The sequence below is a fragment of the Chitinivibrionales bacterium genome (assembly GCA_035516255.1).
In the GTDB taxonomy this organism is placed as follows: domain Bacteria; phylum Fibrobacterota; class Chitinivibrionia; order Chitinivibrionales; family FEN-1185; genus FEN-1185.
This window is the reverse complement of sequence record DATJAL010000027.1, coordinates 1-18,212: the sequence shown is the minus strand read 5'-3', so window position 1 is coordinate 18,212 and position 18,212 is coordinate 1. Positions and strand designations below refer to the sequence as shown.

15 protein-coding genes, 2 tRNA genes and 1 CRISPR repeat array are annotated in these 18,212 nt (G+C 56.7%); of the genes, 16 read left to right on the top strand and 1 reads right to left on the bottom strand.

Annotation, left to right across the window (positions count from 1 at the left end; genetic code table 11):
• Positions 1 to 16: 16 nt before the first annotated feature.
• From VLX68_07835 to VLX68_07820, 4 genes are all read left to right on the top strand, one after another.
• Positions 17 to 787, top strand: coding sequence for a hypothetical protein (locus tag VLX68_07835; GenBank protein ID HUI92140.1), 771 nt, complete (start codon positions 17 to 19; stop codon positions 785 to 787).
• A gap of 327 nt (positions 788 to 1,114) precedes the next feature.
• Positions 1,115 to 1,945: a TIGR02147 family protein gene (locus VLX68_07830; protein HUI92139.1), complete on the top strand. Its 831-nt coding sequence runs from the start codon at positions 1,115 to 1,117 to the stop codon at positions 1,943 to 1,945.
• On the top strand, positions 1,942 to 3,426 hold the full coding sequence (locus VLX68_07825) for a two-component regulator propeller domain-containing protein (protein ID HUI92138.1): 1,485 nt from the start codon (positions 1,942 to 1,944) through the stop codon (positions 3,424 to 3,426). The genes VLX68_07830 and VLX68_07825 overlap by 4 nt, the downstream gene beginning before the upstream one ends.
• A 45-nt stretch (positions 3,427 to 3,471) precedes the next feature.
• Complete coding sequence (locus tag VLX68_07820; GenBank protein ID HUI92137.1) at positions 3,472 to 5,397, top strand: C25 family cysteine peptidase; 1,926 nt, start codon at positions 3,472 to 3,474, stop codon at positions 5,395 to 5,397.
• 169 nt (positions 5,398 to 5,566) lie between these two features.
• Here VLX68_07820 and folB read toward each other — a convergent pair whose 3' ends face one another.
• Complete coding sequence (folB, locus tag VLX68_07815; protein ID HUI92136.1) at positions 5,567 to 5,923, bottom strand: dihydroneopterin aldolase; 357 nt, start codon at positions 5,921 to 5,923, stop codon at positions 5,567 to 5,569.
• A gap of 150 nt (positions 5,924 to 6,073) precedes the next feature.
• Here folB and VLX68_07810 point away from each other — a divergent pair, with 150 nt between their 5' ends.
• From VLX68_07810 to VLX68_07755, 12 genes are all read left to right on the top strand, one after another.
• Entirely contained in the window at positions 6,074 to 8,101 is a 2,028-nt protein-coding gene (locus tag VLX68_07810) for a peptidase U32 family protein (GenBank protein ID HUI92135.1), read from the top strand.
• A 467-nt stretch (positions 8,102 to 8,568) separates the two neighbouring features.
• Positions 8,569 to 9,687 carry a DGQHR domain-containing protein gene (locus VLX68_07805; GenBank protein ID HUI92134.1) on the top strand — a complete coding sequence of 373 codons (1,119 nt, stop codon included), beginning with the start codon at positions 8,569 to 8,571 and terminating at the stop codon, positions 9,685 to 9,687.
• 106 nt (positions 9,688 to 9,793) lie between these two features.
• The gene (locus tag VLX68_07800) at positions 9,794 to 9,949 is read left to right on the top strand and encodes a hypothetical protein (GenBank protein ID HUI92133.1); all 156 of its coding nucleotides are present in this window, start codon (positions 9,794 to 9,796) and stop codon (positions 9,947 to 9,949) included.
• 337 nt (positions 9,950 to 10,286) lie between these two features.
• Complete coding sequence (locus VLX68_07795) at positions 10,287 to 11,588, top strand: aminotransferase class I/II-fold pyridoxal phosphate-dependent enzyme (protein HUI92132.1); 1,302 nt, start codon at positions 10,287 to 10,289, stop codon at positions 11,586 to 11,588.
• A 5-nt stretch (positions 11,589 to 11,593) separates the two neighbouring features.
• Entirely contained in the window at positions 11,594 to 12,268 is a 675-nt protein-coding gene (locus VLX68_07790) for an HAD family hydrolase (GenBank protein HUI92131.1), read from the top strand.
• Between the two features lie 431 nt (positions 12,269 to 12,699).
• On the top strand, positions 12,700 to 12,924 hold the full coding sequence (locus tag VLX68_07785; protein ID HUI92130.1) for a hypothetical protein: 225 nt from the start codon (positions 12,700 to 12,702) through the stop codon (positions 12,922 to 12,924).
• Positions 12,921 to 13,190, top strand: coding sequence for a hypothetical protein (locus tag VLX68_07780; protein HUI92129.1), 270 nt, complete (start codon positions 12,921 to 12,923; stop codon positions 13,188 to 13,190). Before VLX68_07785 ends, VLX68_07780 begins: the two co-directional genes overlap by 4 nt.
• A 163-nt stretch (positions 13,191 to 13,353) precedes the next feature.
• Positions 13,354 to 15,690: an HDIG domain-containing protein gene (locus VLX68_07775; protein HUI92128.1), complete on the top strand. Its 2,337-nt coding sequence runs from the start codon at positions 13,354 to 13,356 to the stop codon at positions 15,688 to 15,690.
• Positions 15,680 to 16,291 (top strand): hypothetical protein, encoded by a 612-nt coding sequence (locus tag VLX68_07770; protein HUI92127.1) that lies wholly within the window; start codon positions 15,680 to 15,682, stop codon positions 16,289 to 16,291. Before VLX68_07775 ends, VLX68_07770 begins: the two co-directional genes overlap by 11 nt.
• Positions 16,292 to 16,348: 57 nt before the next feature.
• Positions 16,349 to 16,549 carry a hypothetical protein gene (locus tag VLX68_07765; protein ID HUI92126.1) on the top strand — a complete coding sequence of 67 codons (201 nt, stop codon included), beginning with the start codon at positions 16,349 to 16,351 and terminating at the stop codon, positions 16,547 to 16,549.
• 6 nt (positions 16,550 to 16,555) lie between these two features.
• Positions 16,556 to 16,630: transfer RNA gene (locus VLX68_07760), tRNA-Val, on the top strand.
• A gap of 41 nt (positions 16,631 to 16,671) precedes the next feature.
• Positions 16,672 to 16,749, top strand: a tRNA-Asp gene (locus VLX68_07755).
• Positions 16,750 to 16,998: 249 nt separating this feature from the next.
• Positions 16,999 to 18,175: a CRISPR direct-repeat array (repeat unit 32 nt; unit sequence GTTTCAATCCACGCGCCCACGCGGGGCGCGAC).
• Positions 18,176 to 18,212: the final 37 nt, after the last annotated feature.

Sequence of the window (18,212 nt, the reverse complement as noted above, 5' to 3'; positions counted from 1 at the left end):
ACAAAGGAGAGAGACCATGGCACGATGGGCAGGGGTGATGATGGCGGTGCTGATGCTTGCGGCCGGCTGCTTCGCGAAATACGGGCCGGAAAAGAAGTTCGATCTGTATATCACCACCGGATACGGGTTCGGCGTGGGCGGCAGTTACCTTGACCCATCGCAGACCTTCGATGCGGGGAGCCTTATCAAGCGTGAAGACCATTACCGGAACTTCGGATGGGGGATCAAGCTCGAAGGAGGGGCCGACTACCTGCTTATGGAAAAGCTGGCCGTGCAGGGAGGGCTCTGCTTCAATTTCGGGGTCCCCGGCATCAGCAGCATCCAGGATGATGGCGTTGGAACCAAAACGACTGCTAATTACGGATGGACCACCTTCGGCATCAAGGCGCTGTTGAAACCCAAGTTCCAGGTATTCGACCTGTTTGATGTATACACCGGATTCGGCATTGGCCTGTATTTCGCTTTTTCTTCGGCGGATATCACCCAAACTACTGCCACGACAAACTACTCCGTAAAAGCAATCGATGGCAACAATCCAGCCCTGGCCTTTATAGGTTCTTTGGGAGCAGAATATCCCCTTACTGAGAGCATCATTCTGTATGGGGAACTATATTGTGAACAAATGAGTTTTACCACGACACAAACCACCTATTCAAATTCAACATTTCCCAATAGCTATATAAAACCTGTTTATTACCACGAAGACGAAGCCGGCAGCCCTCCGCCCCCCAAGACCCCGGCCACCAACGTGGCGATCCGCGTCGGCGTGAGGTTCCCGTTATTTTAGGGCGATAACTATTATTTCCGAAAAGTCAGGCCCGGTTTTAACGCCGGGCCTTTTTTATTTTAAAATATCGTTCCGCTGATTCTTCTTATTTGGTAAATCATTTTCTTACCGATTGATTCATGCGATAGTGTTGCCATAAATCAGACTGCCTTTTGTTAAATACGACATTAAAACGACATTCCGCAACGTATTCCTACTCTTAAACAGAAAAGAATGATCCCCTTTACTGTTGCCAAAACCGGCAACGTTTATTGTTGTATGACATTGTCGGATAACTGCTGCGACGGTATATTTGGTAAAGAACGCGACCCGTTATAAAGGCATTTTGTGAAATCAGTTTTCGCATACCTTTCGTTCCGCGAATTCCTCCGCGACGGTTATAAGGCGCGGAAGGCGGTGAATGCGGCCTTCTCCTACCGGTTCATCGCGCGACGGCTTGGGATCAATGCCAGCACCTTTGTCCGCATCCTTCAGGGAAAGCGGAATCTCACCTTAAAAATGGTCGCGCCGGTCGCGGAGGTGTTCAAGCTTGGCAAGCGGGAAACCGCGTATTTTGGCCTGCTCGTAAGCCTCGAACAGGCCGGGAGCGACCAGGAAAAAAAACTTTATTTTGAAAAGGCGGTTTCGTTCAACAAGTCCGAGGTGATCACCCTGCTCGCGGACCGTTACGCGCTGTTCGAATCGTGGAAGTACATTGCAATACGGGAATTGCTGAGCCATTACCGATTCTGCGGCGATTACGGCGCGCTCGGCCGCATGTGCGCCCCGCCGATCACGCCGGGGGAGGCGCAGCGCGCGGTCGCGCTGCTTGCCCGGCTCGGTATGATCCGTAAAGACGGGAAAGGGTGCTATCTGCCCACCGACAAGTTCGTGACGGTCGGCGAAAACTGGCGGTCCATCGCCATCGCGAATTATCAGAAGTCAACCATCGCGCTCGCCGGCGAGGCGATCGAACGGTTTCCTTCCGACGAACGAGACATCTCCACCTGCACGGTGAGCCTCTCGCAGAAAGGACTCGCCCTTGTCAAGGACAAGGTCAGGACGCTGAGAAAGGAGATATTGGAGGTGGAGAACATGGACCCTGAATGCGACCGCGTGTTTCAGGTAAATTTCCAGATATTCCCGTTGAGCAAATCCACGCGCGGGGCGCAGCGATGAAAACATTCGGAACGTTACTCCTATTGCCGGTGTTCGCTGCGCTGCTTTCCTGCGGCACCGAGCCCATGCGGTGCGGCACCGAAACGGGAAACGGAACCGCGGGCCGGGTCGTGGGCCTTACCGGAAAACCCGTGGCGGGCGCAAGGGTCACGCTCGTGCCGGCCGGTTACAACGAGCTCGAGCCCCCGCCGGGATCGTTCATGCTGTGCAGCGGACAGACCGACAGCATGGGCAGATACCTTTTTGTCAATGTGCTTGCGGGCCGGTACAACCTGTTCGCCGACAGCGGCGCAAACAAGGCCTATCGCGATTCAATTTACATTTCCGGAAACCCCGGCGACACCATCGGGAAGATAGCGCTTGAAAAGTGCGGCTCGATCGCGGGCACCGCGCTGTATTCATCGGGCAGGAGCCTGGAAAACGGGTACATCGTACTTGAGGGAAGCCGCATCTACGCGCCGGTCAGCGCTTCCGACGGCTCCTTTTTCTTTCAGGACCTTGCGCCCGGAGCATACCTTGCAAAGGCGGTGACCCGGTCAAACGGCTATTTTGACATTCCGGTAACCCTCACCATCGGCGAAGGGCAGTCGGACACGCTTCGAAATCCGTTCCTGTTAATCAGCAGCTCCGTGACGGCGCTTGCCTCCGATACGTCCGGCGTGTGGATCGGGACCACAAACGGCCTTGCATGCCTGAGCAATGGAGCCTGGCGCGCCTACGGCCTGTATGACGGATTGTCGAGCAGCCGCATCAATTGCATAAACGTTGACAAAAGCGGCACCATATGGATCGGTACTTCGTTGCGGCTGGCACGCATCAGAAATGACAGCCTGACGGAAAATCTTACGTCTTTGAGTTATCCCCCCATCACGGATATTACCGCGCTTGCGTCCGACTCGACAGGGAACCTGTGGTTCGGCACTCCGCAGGGATTGTTCCTTTATGGTAAAGCGGGCGTCAACCAAATCACCAGCAATGATGCCCTTATAGCAGGCGGCTTGGGATCTTCTCAAAACGAATTAACCGCGGTTACAGCAATTTTATGCCTGCAGCAGGAGATCATGGTGGGAACCATGCACGGCATGTACTGGCGCGACAGCGCGAATGTCTGGAACACGATTGATGAACTCAATGACTTTGCAGTGTCATCGATGGTAGGCAGCGGAAAAGATTCCGTCTGGATCGGAACGAACCAGGGATTGCGTTTGTGGAACAGGACCAGCAAGACGCTTTCTGCGCCGTCCGACAGCATGCAGGCCGGTGCGATTACCTGCCTTGCCGCATCCGGCGGCGATTCCCTTTATGCCGGCGGAGCGAACGGTCTTTTTCTCTATTGTGAATCACGGTTTGTCAATATTGACCTTGGCGCGAGTGGCTCAAATATAAGCGCGATTGCGATTGATTCCAGAGGCGTTCTCTGGGTCGGCACAAATGAGGGAATAGTGCGGATCGAGAATGGACAGACAGAGATAATTCGATAATAAATTCTGTGTTCGTTTATCAATACCAAATGGAAGGAGCGGGGCATGAAAAAAATCTTTGTGGTACCGGTACTCATTGCAAGCACCGCATTCGCTCTCTACGGCGCAAATGAGGTGATTACGAATTTCAAGGACCCGACGATTGTGTGCGACTACTTGATTATTGCGACAAAAGATTTTGCCGGACCGGCAGTCACTTTGGCGCAGCACAGGAACTCGTTCAAGTACGACGACGTGGAAAACGCGAAGGTGGCGTACCTGGAGGACATTTTGACGGCGTTCCCGGGTTATGATTACAATCACCGGAATATGACATTGTGGACGGCGCTCAAGTGGGCAAAGACAAACTGGAAATCGACTTTTAAATATTTAGTTCTTATTGGAACGGACAATTTTGTCTTCAATCCGGCGGACACGAGCGTTGCAAGCAATGGATTGATGCCGACGTGGTATTCAACTAACACCTACGACTTGCTTAATTACTTAAACATGGTGTATATCAACCCGTCACCCGATCTTCCATGGGGGGAACCCTTCCCATGCCCAATTTCCGATGATGGGTATTCGAGTCTTACATCATCGAGTCCTCCAGAAAACTTTTTCATGGGACCCGGCGACACTGGTATTTCAATCGGCAGGATACCGGCGTCTACGCCCTTGCTCTGCAGCCTGTATGTTGAAAAAGTCAAGCGGTTCGATCTTGCGCGCCCAAAAGGTCCTTGGCGTAACAATGTGCTTGTAATTGCCGACGATGGCGCAAAAAAGGGAATTAATGACCCACTGCAGAGTGTATTTCAGGCAAATGCCGAAGAGATAGTAAATAATTCACTGCAGGGGTACATGGTCAGGAAACGCTACCTTTCGGCATTTCCGTGGGACCAATTTTATGAAAAACCAGCAGCGAGATCGGCAATTATTGAGTCAATTAATAATGGAACTGGATGGGCATTTTTCTATGGATACGGGGGCGCGCAGGAGCTAACGAATGAATTTGCTTTGGATGGCGAAAGTGTTATGGATTTTACAAACGACTCAATGCCATTTGTTTTTCTGTCCTTCACATCGACAAACGGATCAATTCTGGGGGCTCAAAATCCATCTCTAACGCCAATGTGTCAGAGATACCTCTTTAGCAAGAACAATGGTGCGATTGTTTACATAGCCAATCCTTTTGAATCATATGCAAGCTCCGATGCGGAAATCGGACAGGCTATTTTCTCCGAATTGAAAAAGAATTCTCATGCAAGCGTGGGCACTATTCTGGCGAGGGCAAAAGCGACATTAATGACTGCAACGGTTTATTCCTCACCTCCGGCCGCCGAGTATTTCTTGTTGGGCGATCCGGCCCTTCGTGTTAGCACCGGCGCTATCGACCTATCTGTCAAATCTTCGCCCGATTCTGCTCCGGTTAATTTAATTCTTTCTCACCAGGCCAGTGCCTTAAACACAAACTACTCAGTCACCTTTACCGTCCGCGATTCCATACCTTCCGATTCAGCCTCCAGTGCAGGATTTAACATGTCTTATTTCTGCGACAGCGCGATTGACACCGTCTCGGGTATTTTCCACGACAGTGTAAGCATTCCCCTTCCGCAATCATACCAGAAACCGCTCAAGGCCATTGTTTATGTCTGGAACGACACCGCGGACGGCCGCGCTGAAATAACCATCGGCGCCGGAGCAGCAAACCCGGTTTCACAGCCGCTTGCGAAAAAGGAAGTGCTGGGAAAGCCGGTGTTGAGTAAAATCCGCGGAGCGCTTGTGATTGCAAACCTGCTGCCGGGGCTCCATCAGATACGCATTTTCGACATACGGGGAAGAATCGTCTTTACCGGCGAGGCCGTCGCGAACTTGGGGAAAATAGCAATCAATGTTGGCGGAAAGAACTTGGGCTCGGGACGCTACATTCTGCAATTGCGCAGCAAGAACGCCGAGACGAATTTGCCGTTTGTCCATGTGGCGGGGGAGTAGAGAAAAACCTCTCTCGAAACCTGCCGTGGCGAAAGTGGGGTCGCAAAGAACGGGAAAGATCAGACAGTATTCATCAGAGATGTCTTGAGCTTTTTACTCTTCACGTCCTTTGAACTCTTTGCGATGAACTCTTTTTCTTCTCTGTGTCCTCCGTGCCTCTATGGCCGTCTTACCTTCTCTCACTCACTTCCACCGCCACGCTCCTGGCGTACCGCAGCGCCTGCGGCTTGTCAACGCGCACGGTCGCGCCTGTCACGCGCGGGTCCTCCATGACGATGGAAAGCACCCGCGCCGCGAGCTTTTCGATCAGGCGGTAGTGCGAGTTCTCCACTTCGGCGATGATTTTCCGTTTCAACTGCTTATAATTCACGGTGTCGGCCAGCGCGTCCGATGCCACGGCCCTTGACGCGTCGAACTCAAAGCTGATGTTCAGGATCACGTCCTGCTTCACGTCGCGCTCCCACTCGTTGTCGCCGATCACGGTGCGGAGCAGCAGGTCGACGATGGTCATTTTTACAAGGGGCATTTATACCTCCCACTTCGGTTTGTGATTGTCATTCCCGCGAAAGCGGGAATCCATGTATTTTTTAATTAATCGCTGGATGCCCGGTCGTAGCCGGGCATGACACATCAAGAAAACCTCATTGCATCAACTATTCGCGGTCATTATTCCATCATGAAAGATACTAAACCCCGCCGCAAAATGGAACTTCTCGCTCCTGCCGGGACCGTGGAAAGCTTTCGCGCCGCCATCGACGCGGGCGCAAACGCGGTATACCTCGGCCTCACCGGGTTCAACGCGCGGCTGCGCGCCCGGAACTTCACCGTGAAGACCCTGTCGTACGCGGTGCCGTTTGCGCACGACAGGAACGTTAAGGTATATGTGACCTTCAACACGCTTGTCAAGCAGGCGGAGCTGGAGTCAGCCGTGCATTTTTTGTACCAGCTTGAGCAGATCGGCGTTGACGCGATCATCGTACAGGATCTGGGCATTGCCATCATAATCAGAAAAAACTTTCCGCGCTTGCGCCTGCACGCGAGCACGCAGATGAGCGTGCACAACACCTCGGGGCTTGAAGCGTGCAGACGGCTCGACATACGGCGCGCCGTGGCTGCGCGCGAGCTCACGATCGCGGAAATTGGGAAACTGTGCGCGGCGGGCGGCGTGGAGATCGAAGCGTTTGCGCACGGCGCACTGTGCTATTCGCTCTCCGGCATGTGCCTTGCGTCGAGCTTTTTCGGCGGCATGAGCGGCAACCGCGGCAGGTGCACCCAGGTCTGCAGGCGCGCCTTCGACAAGGTACCTGCCGCCGGAGAGGCTGCCGGATATTTTTTCTCGCCCAATGATTTGTGGGCCATCGACCTGCTTCCGCAATTGGCCGACGCGGGCGTTGCCAGCCTTAAGATCGAGGGACGCATGAAGGGCGCGCAGTACGTACGGACCGTTGTGGCCGCTTACCGGATGGCGCTTGACAATCCGCAAAAGACCACCGCGGCAAAAGAAATGCTGCGCCATGACATGGGCCGGAGAAAAACCAGGCTGTTTCTTGAGGGGGCCTTGCAGGAAGGGATCATTGATGCGAAAAATCCCGCGGGCACCGGCATCTATATCGGAAAGGTGGAAAAATCATCGCCGCGGGAAATCACGATAATCTCAAATGAAGATCTAAATGTGGGAGACCTTTTGCGCGTCCAGCCTCGGAGCGGCGGGGAAGGCGTCATGGCGGCGGTGAGAAGCTGTTCAATCAAGGGCGGTGTGCTAACGGTTTCGCTTGACAAGGAGATCGCGTGCCTGCCCGGTGATTCGGTATATCTGGTCGGCCGGGGCGGTGAGAATGAAAAAGAAGAAACGAACCTGGCCGCGCGGCCCGCGCAGTACCGGGAACGCTGTCCCGAGGCGCGGAAAATCATGCAAGACAGCATGGCAAAAATTACAACGGACAAAAACAGGGACAGGAGACTTTTTGTCAAAATTGATTCGTACGGCTGGCTGCCGCTGGTGAACAAGCCTGAAATCGGCGGGATCGTCTGCGCTTTTGACAAAGAAGACATGCGCCGCCTCATGCACGACGGCCCGGCGCGCGAACGCCTCGGCCGTGCGGCGTATATTGAGCCGCCGCCGTTCGTTGCCGAGGAAGACCTCGGCCCGTGGCGCCGCATCATCCAGACGCTGTGCAAGGACGGCCCGTGCGGACTCATGTGCCAGAACCTGGGGCATGTTTTGCTCGAACCCGGCGTCAAACGCCTGCGCGCCGATTATTTGCTCTGGTGCGTCAACCGTGCATCGCAGGCCTCATACGCCGCCCTCGGGCTGTCGCATTTCACCTATTCGCTCGAAGACGATTCCATGAATATTCGGAATTGTTTTTCACAAAACGGCATGATCTACCTTTTCACGCATGTGCCGCTGTTCATTTCGCGGATAAGGCCCGTGCTCGAGGCGGGGGGCCATGTTGTTGACAGATTGGGAAGACAAACAATGACAAGGGAGAAAAACGGGCTGCATTATCTCCTGGCCGAAGAGACCGCGAGCCTTTTCAACAAGCGGCAATGGTTCGAGGAATTGGGGATTCAGACATTTTGTATTGATTTGAGTTTTATGAAGCCGGATGGAAAAGTTTTGGATGAAATAGTAGATTGCTATAAAAACGAGAAAAAATATCCTGGATCGTGTTTGTTTAATTTCAAGGGTGGACTGAAATAAAATATTTAATAAATAAAATGCGCGTTCCCCTCGCCTTCGGCTCGGGCTGCCACGGCCCCTTTATGCCTTCGGCGAGGGCCGGGCAGCACCGCGCTCCAGCGACGGCCTTCAGTCCCGCCTAACGCGGCAGCGAAGATTTGTTTCCCCAACGTACATCAGTGCCGCCAATCGAACCTTAGTTGTGATAACAAAAAAGTATTCCATCCTATCAACAGATCTCCGCGGGTGCGCCCAACGGATGGATGAAGCTTGCTGCCGTCGCTACCTGGCCGCACCCGGGAGAGGAAAGCGCCCGCCCAACCGGGAAGGGCGGAAAGCGCTGCCGAGGACCCCGCAGTCCCGTAAGGGGCGAGGAGGCCGAGGCCGGGGGAGACGACCCTTGGAAGTACCCGAAGGGGCATACCTCTCCCCCGATTGCATTTTATTATTTTATCAATAAATAAGACCTTAAATCAGGAGAAATTACCATGCTCGCCACAAGGATCCGCCAGAAAGACGCGGTGTTTTATTTCGTTTCGTATCCGGCCGAGGAACTGCTCGAAAAGGTCCGCTTCATCAGCCGCTTTTACGGCGAGGGCGAGTCGATCAAGCCCGAGGAAGTGCCGGAGGGCGACGAGATCGCCGCGTACATCGAGAAAATCGAGAAGACCGACAAGGCGTTCCAACGCGCGCTGTCGCGGCAGAAGATCAGGGCCATCAAGAACTTTTACGACACCGCGGTCTCGCAGCCGCCCATCCCCGGCACGGTGCTGCTGTTCACCGGCGAGAAGCTGGAGTTCTCCGCAATTGACAAAACAGGAAACATGGGCAACCTGCGCGATCCCGACGGCAGGTACCTCATCATCGACGGGCAGCACCGGCTCGCGGCGCTGCAGTTCTACCTCAAGGAAAAGGCCGCCGAGGCGCCCACGGTGCACGTGCCCTGCATCGTTTTCGACGCCAAGACCGAGGACTTCGCCACCGAGATGTTCGTGATCATCAATTCCACGGCCACGCGCATCAACAAGAGCCATCTTATTGACTTATACGAAAAAGTCTCCTGGGCGTCGCCCGACCGCAAGCTCGCGGCGAAGATCGTTGAAAAACTGTATTCCGAATCCGACAGCCCGCTGCGCTACCGCATCAACCGGCTGGGAGGCCGCTCGCGCCAGGAGAAATGGATTTTGCAGGCGGAGCTGTTCAACGAGGTCCACCGCTGGATCACCGAGGACGATCCGGGCCTTGCGAAGAAGTCCGACGACCTGGGCCGGCTCGCCGAGCGCCACTACCGCGCGGTGCGCGATTTTCTCAAGGCGGCCGAGCGCGTGTGGGGCGATGCGTGGGGGAATCCCGACTTCATGGTCACCAAGCCCGTCACCATCAAGGCCATGCTCCGCATACTGCCGTATTTGATTTCAGACACCGCAATCACCGAGGAAGAAGAGGAACGCGGCAAGCTCTGGGAAAAACGCCTTTCGGGCTGGGCCGAGCTGCAGAAGAGCTTCCGCAACGAGGGATTCTATGAAAGGTTTCCGGCCAAGGGGCAAGTGGAGAGAGTGTCAAGGGTGTTCAGGGAATTGAAGAAGGCGGCGGGGATTAGCGATTAGTTATTATTATTTGTTAATAAAAATATTTGATGGGGGAGGTCTCCCCCTGGGGTGCGGCTTCCACCGCCTCCTTCACAAGGAAGAAGAATGAAAGCCGGAGGCGGCGGTGATCCGCACCCGCACCCCCTCTTTGGCGCCGGTACTCCCTTGGCCTGCGATCATTCGGGTGGCTGTCGATCCCGCAGTGGTGGAGAGTTTACACGGCGGAAGAAGAAAAAATATTTTAGCCATGAAAGAAAATTATTATGGAATCTATTTGTGATTTCGTGGTAATCGGTCGTTGCAAGGGTGCGCCCAGTAAAAGGTTCGGACTTGAATCAAATGGTACCCGGCCGCACCCAGGAGAGGGGAGGCCGAGGATCGCCGCCGCCCTTCTTTTTTTCGGGCGGCGGAAGCCGAGGCCGGGGAGACGCCCCTTGGAAGTACCCGAAGGGGTATACTTCTCCCCCGACTGCCTTAATATTCATGACATCCTGGCCTTTATAAATTTTTGAATATATCTTTAAAGCGTTTTCCGGCCGAAGATCTCATCTCAACGACGATGAATCTTTGGCTCATTTTCTATCATCCCATCAACGCATACCGGGGAGTCGGCAGCCATGAAACTCGATGCGCAGGCAAGACAGCTCAACCAGATCATCAAAGCCGAAAACAGGCACGTGCATGCCATGCTGTCGGAAAAGGGGAGAAACATCTTTTTTCCCAAGCGCGGGATACTTGCCCAGACCGCCGAGGCGTCGGGCAAGGCGATCAACGCCACCATCGGCACGGCGCTCGAGGACAGCGGCTCGCCCATGTGCCTGGAATCTTTGTTGAAGCAGCTCAACCTGCAGAAGAAGAACATCTTCTCGTACGCGCCGAGCCCGGGCAGGCCGGAGATCCGCGCCATTTGGAAGGACATGCTTTACAAAAAGAACCCGTCGCTCGCTGGGAAGCAGGTGAGCCTTCCGGTGGTGACGAGCGCGCTCACACACGGGCTTTCCATGGCCGGATATCTGTTCTGCGGCAATAACGATTCGGTGGTCATACCGGATTTGTACTGGGAAAACTACGACCTTATCTTTTGCCATGGGTGCGGTTCTTCCATCGCGACGTATCCGACTTTTAAAGGCGAGGCGTACAATGTCGCGGGAATGGCAAAACGGCTCAATTGCTTGCCAAAAGGAAAAAAGATCGCGCTCCTGAACTTTCCCAACAATCCCACCGGGTACACCGTGACCGTTTCGGAGGCGCAGGCAATAAAAGATGCGCTTGTCAAGGCGGCAGACGCCGGCAACGACATCGTGGTGTTTGTCGACGACGCGTATTTCGGCCTGGTCTATGGGGACGGCATCATCAAGGAATCGCTCTTTGCCATGCTCGCGGACGCGCACGAGCGCATCCTGGCCGTCAAGTTCGACGGCCCGACCAAGGAGGACTACGTGTGGGGTTTCAGGGTGGGATTCGTCACCTTCGGGATAAAAGGCGGCACGCCGCAATTATACGGGGCGCTCGAGGCCAAGCTCGCCGGCGCGATCCGCGGGAACATCTCCAACGCGTCGAACATCGGCCAGTCGCTGCTGCTCAACGCCTACGCCGACCCGCAGTACTGGCAGGAAAAACAGGCGAAGTACTGCATGCTCAGGGCGCGATATCAGAAAATGCGTGAAATTTTCAAGGCGCATCCCGAATATGCCGAAGTGATGCGGCCGCTTCCGTTCAACTCGGGGTATTTCATGTGCGTGGAGCTTGCGGCCGGCAACGCCGAGGCCGTGCGGCAGAAACTCCTTGCGGCATACGACACCGGCATCATCGCGTTCGGAAACTTAATCCGCATCGCCTTCTCCTCGACGCCGCTTCCCCTGCTCGAAAAGCTTCTTGACAATATCTACAGGGCCGGCAGGGAAACGCGGAAGGGTTGACGCCCATGGCCACGACACCGTTGTCGCCGTTTTACGGCATCATCTTCGACCTTGACGGCACGCTCTACGTGCTGCGGTGGTTCATGAAGCCGCTCATATTCTTCCGGCTTTTTCCCGGCGGCATGCGGCTGCCCCGGTTTCTTGCGGTGCGCGAAAAATTCGCCGGCCGTGACATGGGCGATCGCGAACGGCTGCTCGCCGCGGTCGGCGGCGAGTTCGGCCGCGGGGAACGCATGCCGGCGGAGCAGGCGAAACAATGGATCACCGACAGGTTTTACCCCGCGTTCGTGGCGATCATGCCGTTCTTCCGCTTCTCACGGCCTTTCATCCGCAGGCTCCTGGGCGCGCTCAGGGAAAAAGGCGTCAGGCTCGCGGTTCTGTCCGATTACGGCTGCGTCAAGGAGCGGCTCGAAAAACTCGGGCTTTCCCCAACGATCTTTGACGCTGTTTCGTCGTGCGAGGATGCGGGCGCGCTCAAACCGCACCCGAGGCCGCTGCTTGCCATTGCGGAAAAATGGGGCATCGCCCCCGGCCAGATCCTGGTGCTCGGAGACCGGGCCGACACCGACGGCGCGGCGGCCAAAAACGCGGGCATGCAGTTTATAAGGGTCGCAGATTCATTGCTGCTTCCTCAAGGCGCAATGAGGTGGGGAACTATTAGCAGGATGTTGCTATCGTGATTTTTTCTGGCGTGTGCAGTGCTGACGGCGCTGTAAGAAAAATCAAGCGTTAAATTGTTCGATTTCCCTTTTCGTTTTGACCTATATCCCCAAGCCCCTCTCCGAAAGGAGAGGGGAATAAAAACAAGAATGGTAATTGACTTATGCCCAGCGCCAGGCAGGACTGGAGGCCGCGCTGGAGCGCGGTGCCGCCCGGACCCTGTTTTGTTGGGGCGGTCCGCGAACCGCCCCAACAAAACCTAGGGCCGTGACGGCCCGAGGCCGAAGGCCGAGACCGGAAGGACGGCCGCCGCTGCGCAGCAGCGGGGCGCCCGACTCTTTCTTAACAATATGCGTGTGGATTATTTACTTGACTCCGCCAATTTGAACAAACTATTATTAAGCTGTATTTTGTTATAAAAGTTCGCTGTCAAAAGGAGGAGCCGTCAGCCATGAGAGGAATAAACCTGGTTAAATTCGTCGTTTTCGCAGCGCTTATCGCAATGTGCGGCATAGGCGGGTGCGGCGGCAACAAGGCGCAGGCCAAGAACGACCAGTCGAAACTCGAGGAAGCAAAACAAGCCGCCGAAGACGCCGAAAAGAAGGTGTACGACGTCCGGCAGGAGCGCATGCGGCTTGAGGAAGAACGCGACCAGAAGAAACCCGACGTCAAATGAAAGTCCCGCCCGCCTTCCGGCTTGCGGTCGCCGCCGCCTTTGTCGCGTGCTGCGGCGTTGGCGCAGGCTGTTTCTTCATGAAGCCGGGCAAAGACGACCTGTCGAAGCTCGACGAATCCAAGAAGGCGGCCGAGAGCGCGGAGAAGAAACTCTCCGACCTAAAACAAGAACGCCTGCGCCTGGAATCCGATCTCAACCAGAAACAGGCCGAACTCAAGAAGTCCGAGGAAGAGCGCGACAGCGTAATGCAGAAAACCGGCAAATAACCGATGCCGTGACGATGTTCTTCTCCTCAGGCAATCCATCGAAGGCGCGGCATTTTTGTGCCATTCCGATGTCCCGCGCCGATGCGGCGACCATGCGTGCGCAAAAGCGGCCCGCGCAGGACCGCCGCCATGCAGCCGCTCCTTTCGCAAGAACCTTTGCCCTATGAATCCAGTTTCCCGGCTTATTTCTTTTTTCCTGAAGAAAAGCGCGGGCGGCGCTCATGCCCCCCGGGATGCCGCGGGCACACGGCGTTCCGGCACTCCCGCCAAGCGGGCCGCAGGCGTATTCGGCCTCTGGGCGGTGCTGCTCTATGCCGCCGCCGGCGCCGCGCTCTTTTTTCCTTATTCGTCAACCACTGAGCCGTTCGACCTGCCGCGCGAGGGAGAGATCGCCAAGCAGACCATCATCGCGCCCTTCACCTACGATGTGGTCAAGATGCCAGAGGAACTCGCGCGGGAGCAGAAGGACGCTTCCGCCAAGGTGCTCCTGGTGCTCGACTGGAGCCAGGACGCCTCGAAACTCATGCGCCGGAAGCTGAGCGAGCTGCGGGCGCTCTTCGCCTCGTCCGGCGCGCTGCCGGGGGATTCACTGCCGCCGGCCGCGGCCGAGCTGCTCAACCGGCAGCTCTCCATCGCATCGGTAAAGACGCTTAAGAAGTTCCCGCAGCTGCTGGAGCAGGCCTGCGAGGGCGCAACCCGGGCGCTTGACAAAGGCGTCTGCGCCACGCTTGTCGTGAAGACCGGCGACCAGCGCGACGCCATGCGCGCGCGTTTCAACACGCCGTTCGACCGGTACCTGCTGTACGACAAGGACTATGTCACGCTGCGCAAAGGCGCGGCCGAGGCGCCGGCGCCGCTGTCGGACATCCGCGTGAAGGAGGAGGCGCTCGAGGCCGTGATCAAGCCGCTCAAGGACAGCCCGCGCGCCGACCCGGCCGCGCTCAACGCGGTCTACGAATTTCTGTGCGCCGCGGTGGCGCCCAACGTGTTTGTCAACGAGGCCGAGACCGCGCGGCGCAGGGAGAAGGCGGCGCAGGACGTGCTCCCGATCAAGGGAAAAGTCATCAAGGAGACGGAGATCGTGCGGAAGAACCAGGTGGTGACCGCCGACATCGTGGAGCGCCTGTATTCGCTGAGCAAAACGGAAGAGCAGATGGACTACAAGACCCACGCGTTGCGCTCGAAGGCCGCCAATGCGGGAAACTGCTTCGTGGTGGTCGTCGTTCTGGGGTTCATCGCGTTTTACCTCAAGCGGTTCCAGTGGAAGATCGTGGCCACGCCGAAGCGCGCGTTTGCCTTGGCCACCATCGTGGTGGTGCAGGCGGCGGTCATTCGCCTGGGGCTCCTGGTCGCGCAGCGCCTATTCGAGTCGGCCTCGTCGGGCGCGCTCGTGCCCGAATACATCGTGCCCACCTCGGTGGGCGCCATGCTCGCCGCGATCCTGTTTGACATACGCGCGAGCTTTCTCGTGTCGCTGTTCACCGCGGTGTTTTTCGGCATGTCGCTGGGGTTCAATCTCCAGATGTTCCTGCTTTCGCTGCTCACTTCGATGATGGCCGGTTTTTTCACCGGCGACATCCGCTACCGCTGGGACTTCATCAAGGCGGTGCCGCCGGTGTTCCTGGTGTACGCCGTGCTTATCATCGTGCTGCAGGCGCTGGGCTACCGCTTCTTTGCCGGCGTGGTGCTCGAGAACCTGGGGCTCGCGCTTATCAACTGCGTGGCGTCGGTGTTCCTCGTCATGGTGACCACCATGGTATTCGAGAACCTGTTCGACATCGCCACCGACATGACGCTCATCGAGCTGTCGGACATGAACAATCCCGTGCTCAAGCGCCTGTCGATCGAGGCGGCCGGCACCTACAACCACAGCGTGCTCGTGGGCAACCTCGCCGAGTCGGCCGCCGAGCGCATCGGCGCGAACTCGCTGCGCGCCCGCGTCGCGTCGTATTACCACGACATCGGCAAGCTCAACAAGGCCGACTACTTCATCGAAAACGCGCACGACAAGAGCCGGCACACCAAGCTCGCGCCGAGCATGAGCGCCCTCATCATTTCCGCGCATGTCAAGGAAGGGGTGGAACTGGCCAGGGCGGCGCGACTGCCCCGGGTGATCCAGGACGCCATCCTGCAGCACCACGGCACCAGCACCGTATCGTATTTTTATGAGAAGGCCAGGCAGCAGGACCCGCACCACCAGGTGCAGGAGGAGCATTTCCAGTATCCGGGGCCCATACCGCAGACGCGCGAGAACGCCATCATCATGCTCGCCGACGCGGTTGAGGCCGCATCGCGCAGCCTCGCGACCTCGTCGCCGCGCCTTTTGCGCGAGCTCGTGAAGAAGATCATCCGCGACAAGTTCCTCGCCGGCCAGCTTGACCAAAGCGACCTGACGTTCCGCGACCTCGACGACATCGCCGAGGGATTCATGCCGATTTTGCAGGGAATATTCCATACACGCGAGATAAAAGACACCAAGGAGCTGAAACGTGAACAATAAGCAAGGGTTCGTGCGAAAGCACTTCTTCATCGACCGCAAGATGCAGGGACGCTACATGCTCACCCTGCTCGTCCCGATGCTCATTTTGCTCGTCTTCTTTCTCATCACGCTCTACTACGCGTCGCAGAGCATCGTGAACACCACCACCCGGACCATCAAGGAGGAGGTGGAGAACAAAATCGCCACGCAGTTCCAGGACAATCCGAACCCTCCGGCCGAGGCCTACCAGGCGCTGCTGGTTGACATTAAAAAGTATGTGCGCGATTTTTCGAGCGACGCAAAGTACCGCAAGGCCGTGCTCTCGTCGCTGCTCGTGATTTTCGGCGTCGGCATCCTGCTCATCGCGGCCCAGATCGCCCTGCTCACCGTGTTCTTTTCGCACAAGCTCGCCGGCCCCATCTACCGGCTCGAAAAGGCGTGCCAGGCCATCATCGACGGGAATTACGCGGAGAAGATCTCGTTACGAAAGGGCGACGAGATGCAGAACCTCGCGCACCTGCTCAACGAAGCGGTCCGCGCCTCGAACGAGCGGCTGTGCCTCCTGCGCGACGCGAAAACCGACGAGGAAAAAGAGAAGATCGTGTCAACGCTTAAAATTTGATGTTGACACGTGGAGGCATTTCAACTAATTTAATACATCTTTTTTAACAGGTGGAACATGTTCGGCGCATTGAATTATAAACTGTTCGGACTGAGCTTTGCCTTGCTCGTGCTCGGCTACATCTGCCTGGGCCAGGGGCCGGTGACCAACCAGCTTTCGTGGAGCGTCGCGCCGGTCATCCTGGTGGGGGTCTATTGCGTTCTGCTGCCCATCGCCATCGTGATCAGGGGCAAAGAGGACACCGAAAAGAAACGCTGAGCCTTCGGGCGTTTAGCTCAGTTGGTATAGAGCACCTGCCTTACAAGCAGGTGGTCGTAGGTTCGAATCCTACAACGCCCAGATTATATACCGCCTCGGTTGTGTGCAGGAAAATTGTAAGGGGGCTGGTAGTTCAGTTTGGTTAGAACGCCGGCCTGTCAAGCCGGAGGTCGCGAGTTCGAGCCTCGTCCAGCCCGCCACTTAAAAGGCCCTAAATTCCGCGAAATTAGCGGAATTTGGGGCTTTTTTGATGCCCAAAAGCGGCGGCGGCACTCCTTTGAAAAACTACCAAAACCCCCCAAATCCGGTACTAGTACAAGCAAAAACGTACATTTTTTCTACACTTTTACCTTCAAAAGGAATATCGTTGCACACTGATTTTTGTTGATCCGGGATTTAAAAGGGGGGCGCGACTAAAGTCCGAACAAGGCAGACCCGCTAATTGGAATGTTTCAATCCACGCGCCCACGCGGGGCGCGACCGAGGCCGCGACCACCTTATCTTTCTTGAGATGTTTCAATCCACGCGCCCACGCGGGGCGCGACCGGACAACTATTCATCGCTCGAAGTGTTCTACAGGTTTCAATCCACGCGCCCACGCGGGGCGCGACTCGAGACAGAGCTCGCGCGGCGCGCCCTTTACAACAAGTTTCAATCCACGCGCCCACGCGGGGCGCGACCAAAAAACAGACTTTAATTTATCAACCGTGAACCGGTTTCAATCCACGCGCCCACGCGGGGCGCGACCAGGAAGCGATGGATAAATTCTGATGGCCGGCTCGTTTCAATCCACGCGCCCACGCGGGGCGCGACCGAATACGTCTGCGATACGCTGCGTTCCGTCGCCGTTTCAATCCACGCGCCCACGCGGGGCGCGACTACCAGCAACGAGCGGCACGTGGTTCCCGTTGTCAAGTTTCAATCCACGCGCCCACGCGGGGCGCGACGCACATCTGACATTGGCACGATATTTTTCCCGCCAGTGTTTCAATCCACGCGCCCACGCGGGGCGCGACCCAAACATGTCCCGCGCTCTGCTGCGCGATTATAGTTTCAATCCACGCGCCCACGCGGGGCGCGACTAGGGCCTCGCCGTCCTCTGTGCCGGTGCCGGACATGTTTCAATCCACGCGCCCACGCGGGGCGCGACCGGATCGTCCCTGTTGCTTCTATGTTGGCCTCATTGCGGTTTCAATCCACGCGCCCACGCGGGGCGCGACATGAGATCACGAGCGCCAAGGCCGTGGTAGTCATGTTTCAATCCACGCGCCCACGCGGGGCGCGACCCGCTGAGCGGGGCCGTGCCGATAAAGCGGACTTTCAGGTTTCAATCCACGCGCCCACGCGGGGCGCGACGATGACCAGGTACGGCTCCTGCTCCCGGTACATGATGTTTCAATCCACGCGCCCACGCGGGGCGCGACTATGGCGCGCTCTGGGAAACCCCCGGCACTATATCGTTTCAATCCACGCGCCCACGCGGGGCGCGACATAACGACGCGGAAAATACAGCCGTCGGACGATCTGTTTCAATCCACGCGCCCACGCGGGGCGCGACGATGACCAGGTACGGCTCCTGCTCCCGGTACATGATGTTTCAATCCACGCGCCCACGCGGGGCGCGACACGAGTGCCGGTTATGGCGTCCAGACTCCGGCAGGTT

Excerpts from the sequence above, each read along its gene's own strand:
- VLX68_07795 (HUI92132.1), top strand. The coding sequence starts at position 10,287 with ATGAAACTCGATGCGCAGGCAAGACAGCTCAACCAGATCATCAAAGCC.
- VLX68_07765 (HUI92126.1), top strand. The coding sequence starts at position 16,349 with ATGTTCGGCGCATTGAATTATAAACTGTTCGGACTGAGCTTTGCCTTG.
- VLX68_07820 (HUI92137.1), top strand. The coding sequence starts at position 3,472 with ATGAAAAAAATCTTTGTGGTACCGGTACTCATTGCAAGCACCGCATTC.
- VLX68_07790 (HUI92131.1), top strand. The coding sequence starts at position 11,594 with ATGGCCACGACACCGTTGTCGCCGTTTTACGGCATCATCTTCGACCTT.
- VLX68_07825 (HUI92138.1), top strand. The coding sequence starts at position 1,942 with ATGAAAACATTCGGAACGTTACTCCTATTGCCGGTGTTCGCTGCGCTG.
- VLX68_07785 (HUI92130.1), top strand. The coding sequence starts at position 12,700 with ATGAGAGGAATAAACCTGGTTAAATTCGTCGTTTTCGCAGCGCTTATC.
- VLX68_07810 (HUI92135.1), top strand. The coding sequence starts at position 6,074 with ATGAAAGATACTAAACCCCGCCGCAAAATGGAACTTCTCGCTCCTGCC.
- folB (HUI92136.1), bottom strand. The coding sequence starts at position 5,923 with ATGCCCCTTGTAAAAATGACCATCGTCGACCTGCTGCTCCGCACCGTG.
- VLX68_07805 (HUI92134.1), top strand. The coding sequence starts at position 8,569 with ATGCTCGCCACAAGGATCCGCCAGAAAGACGCGGTGTTTTATTTCGTT.
- VLX68_07775 (HUI92128.1), top strand. The coding sequence starts at position 13,354 with ATGAATCCAGTTTCCCGGCTTATTTCTTTTTTCCTGAAGAAAAGCGCG.
- VLX68_07835 (HUI92140.1), top strand. The coding sequence starts at position 17 with ATGGCACGATGGGCAGGGGTGATGATGGCGGTGCTGATGCTTGCGGCC.
- VLX68_07780 (HUI92129.1), top strand. The coding sequence starts at position 12,921 with ATGAAAGTCCCGCCCGCCTTCCGGCTTGCGGTCGCCGCCGCCTTTGTC.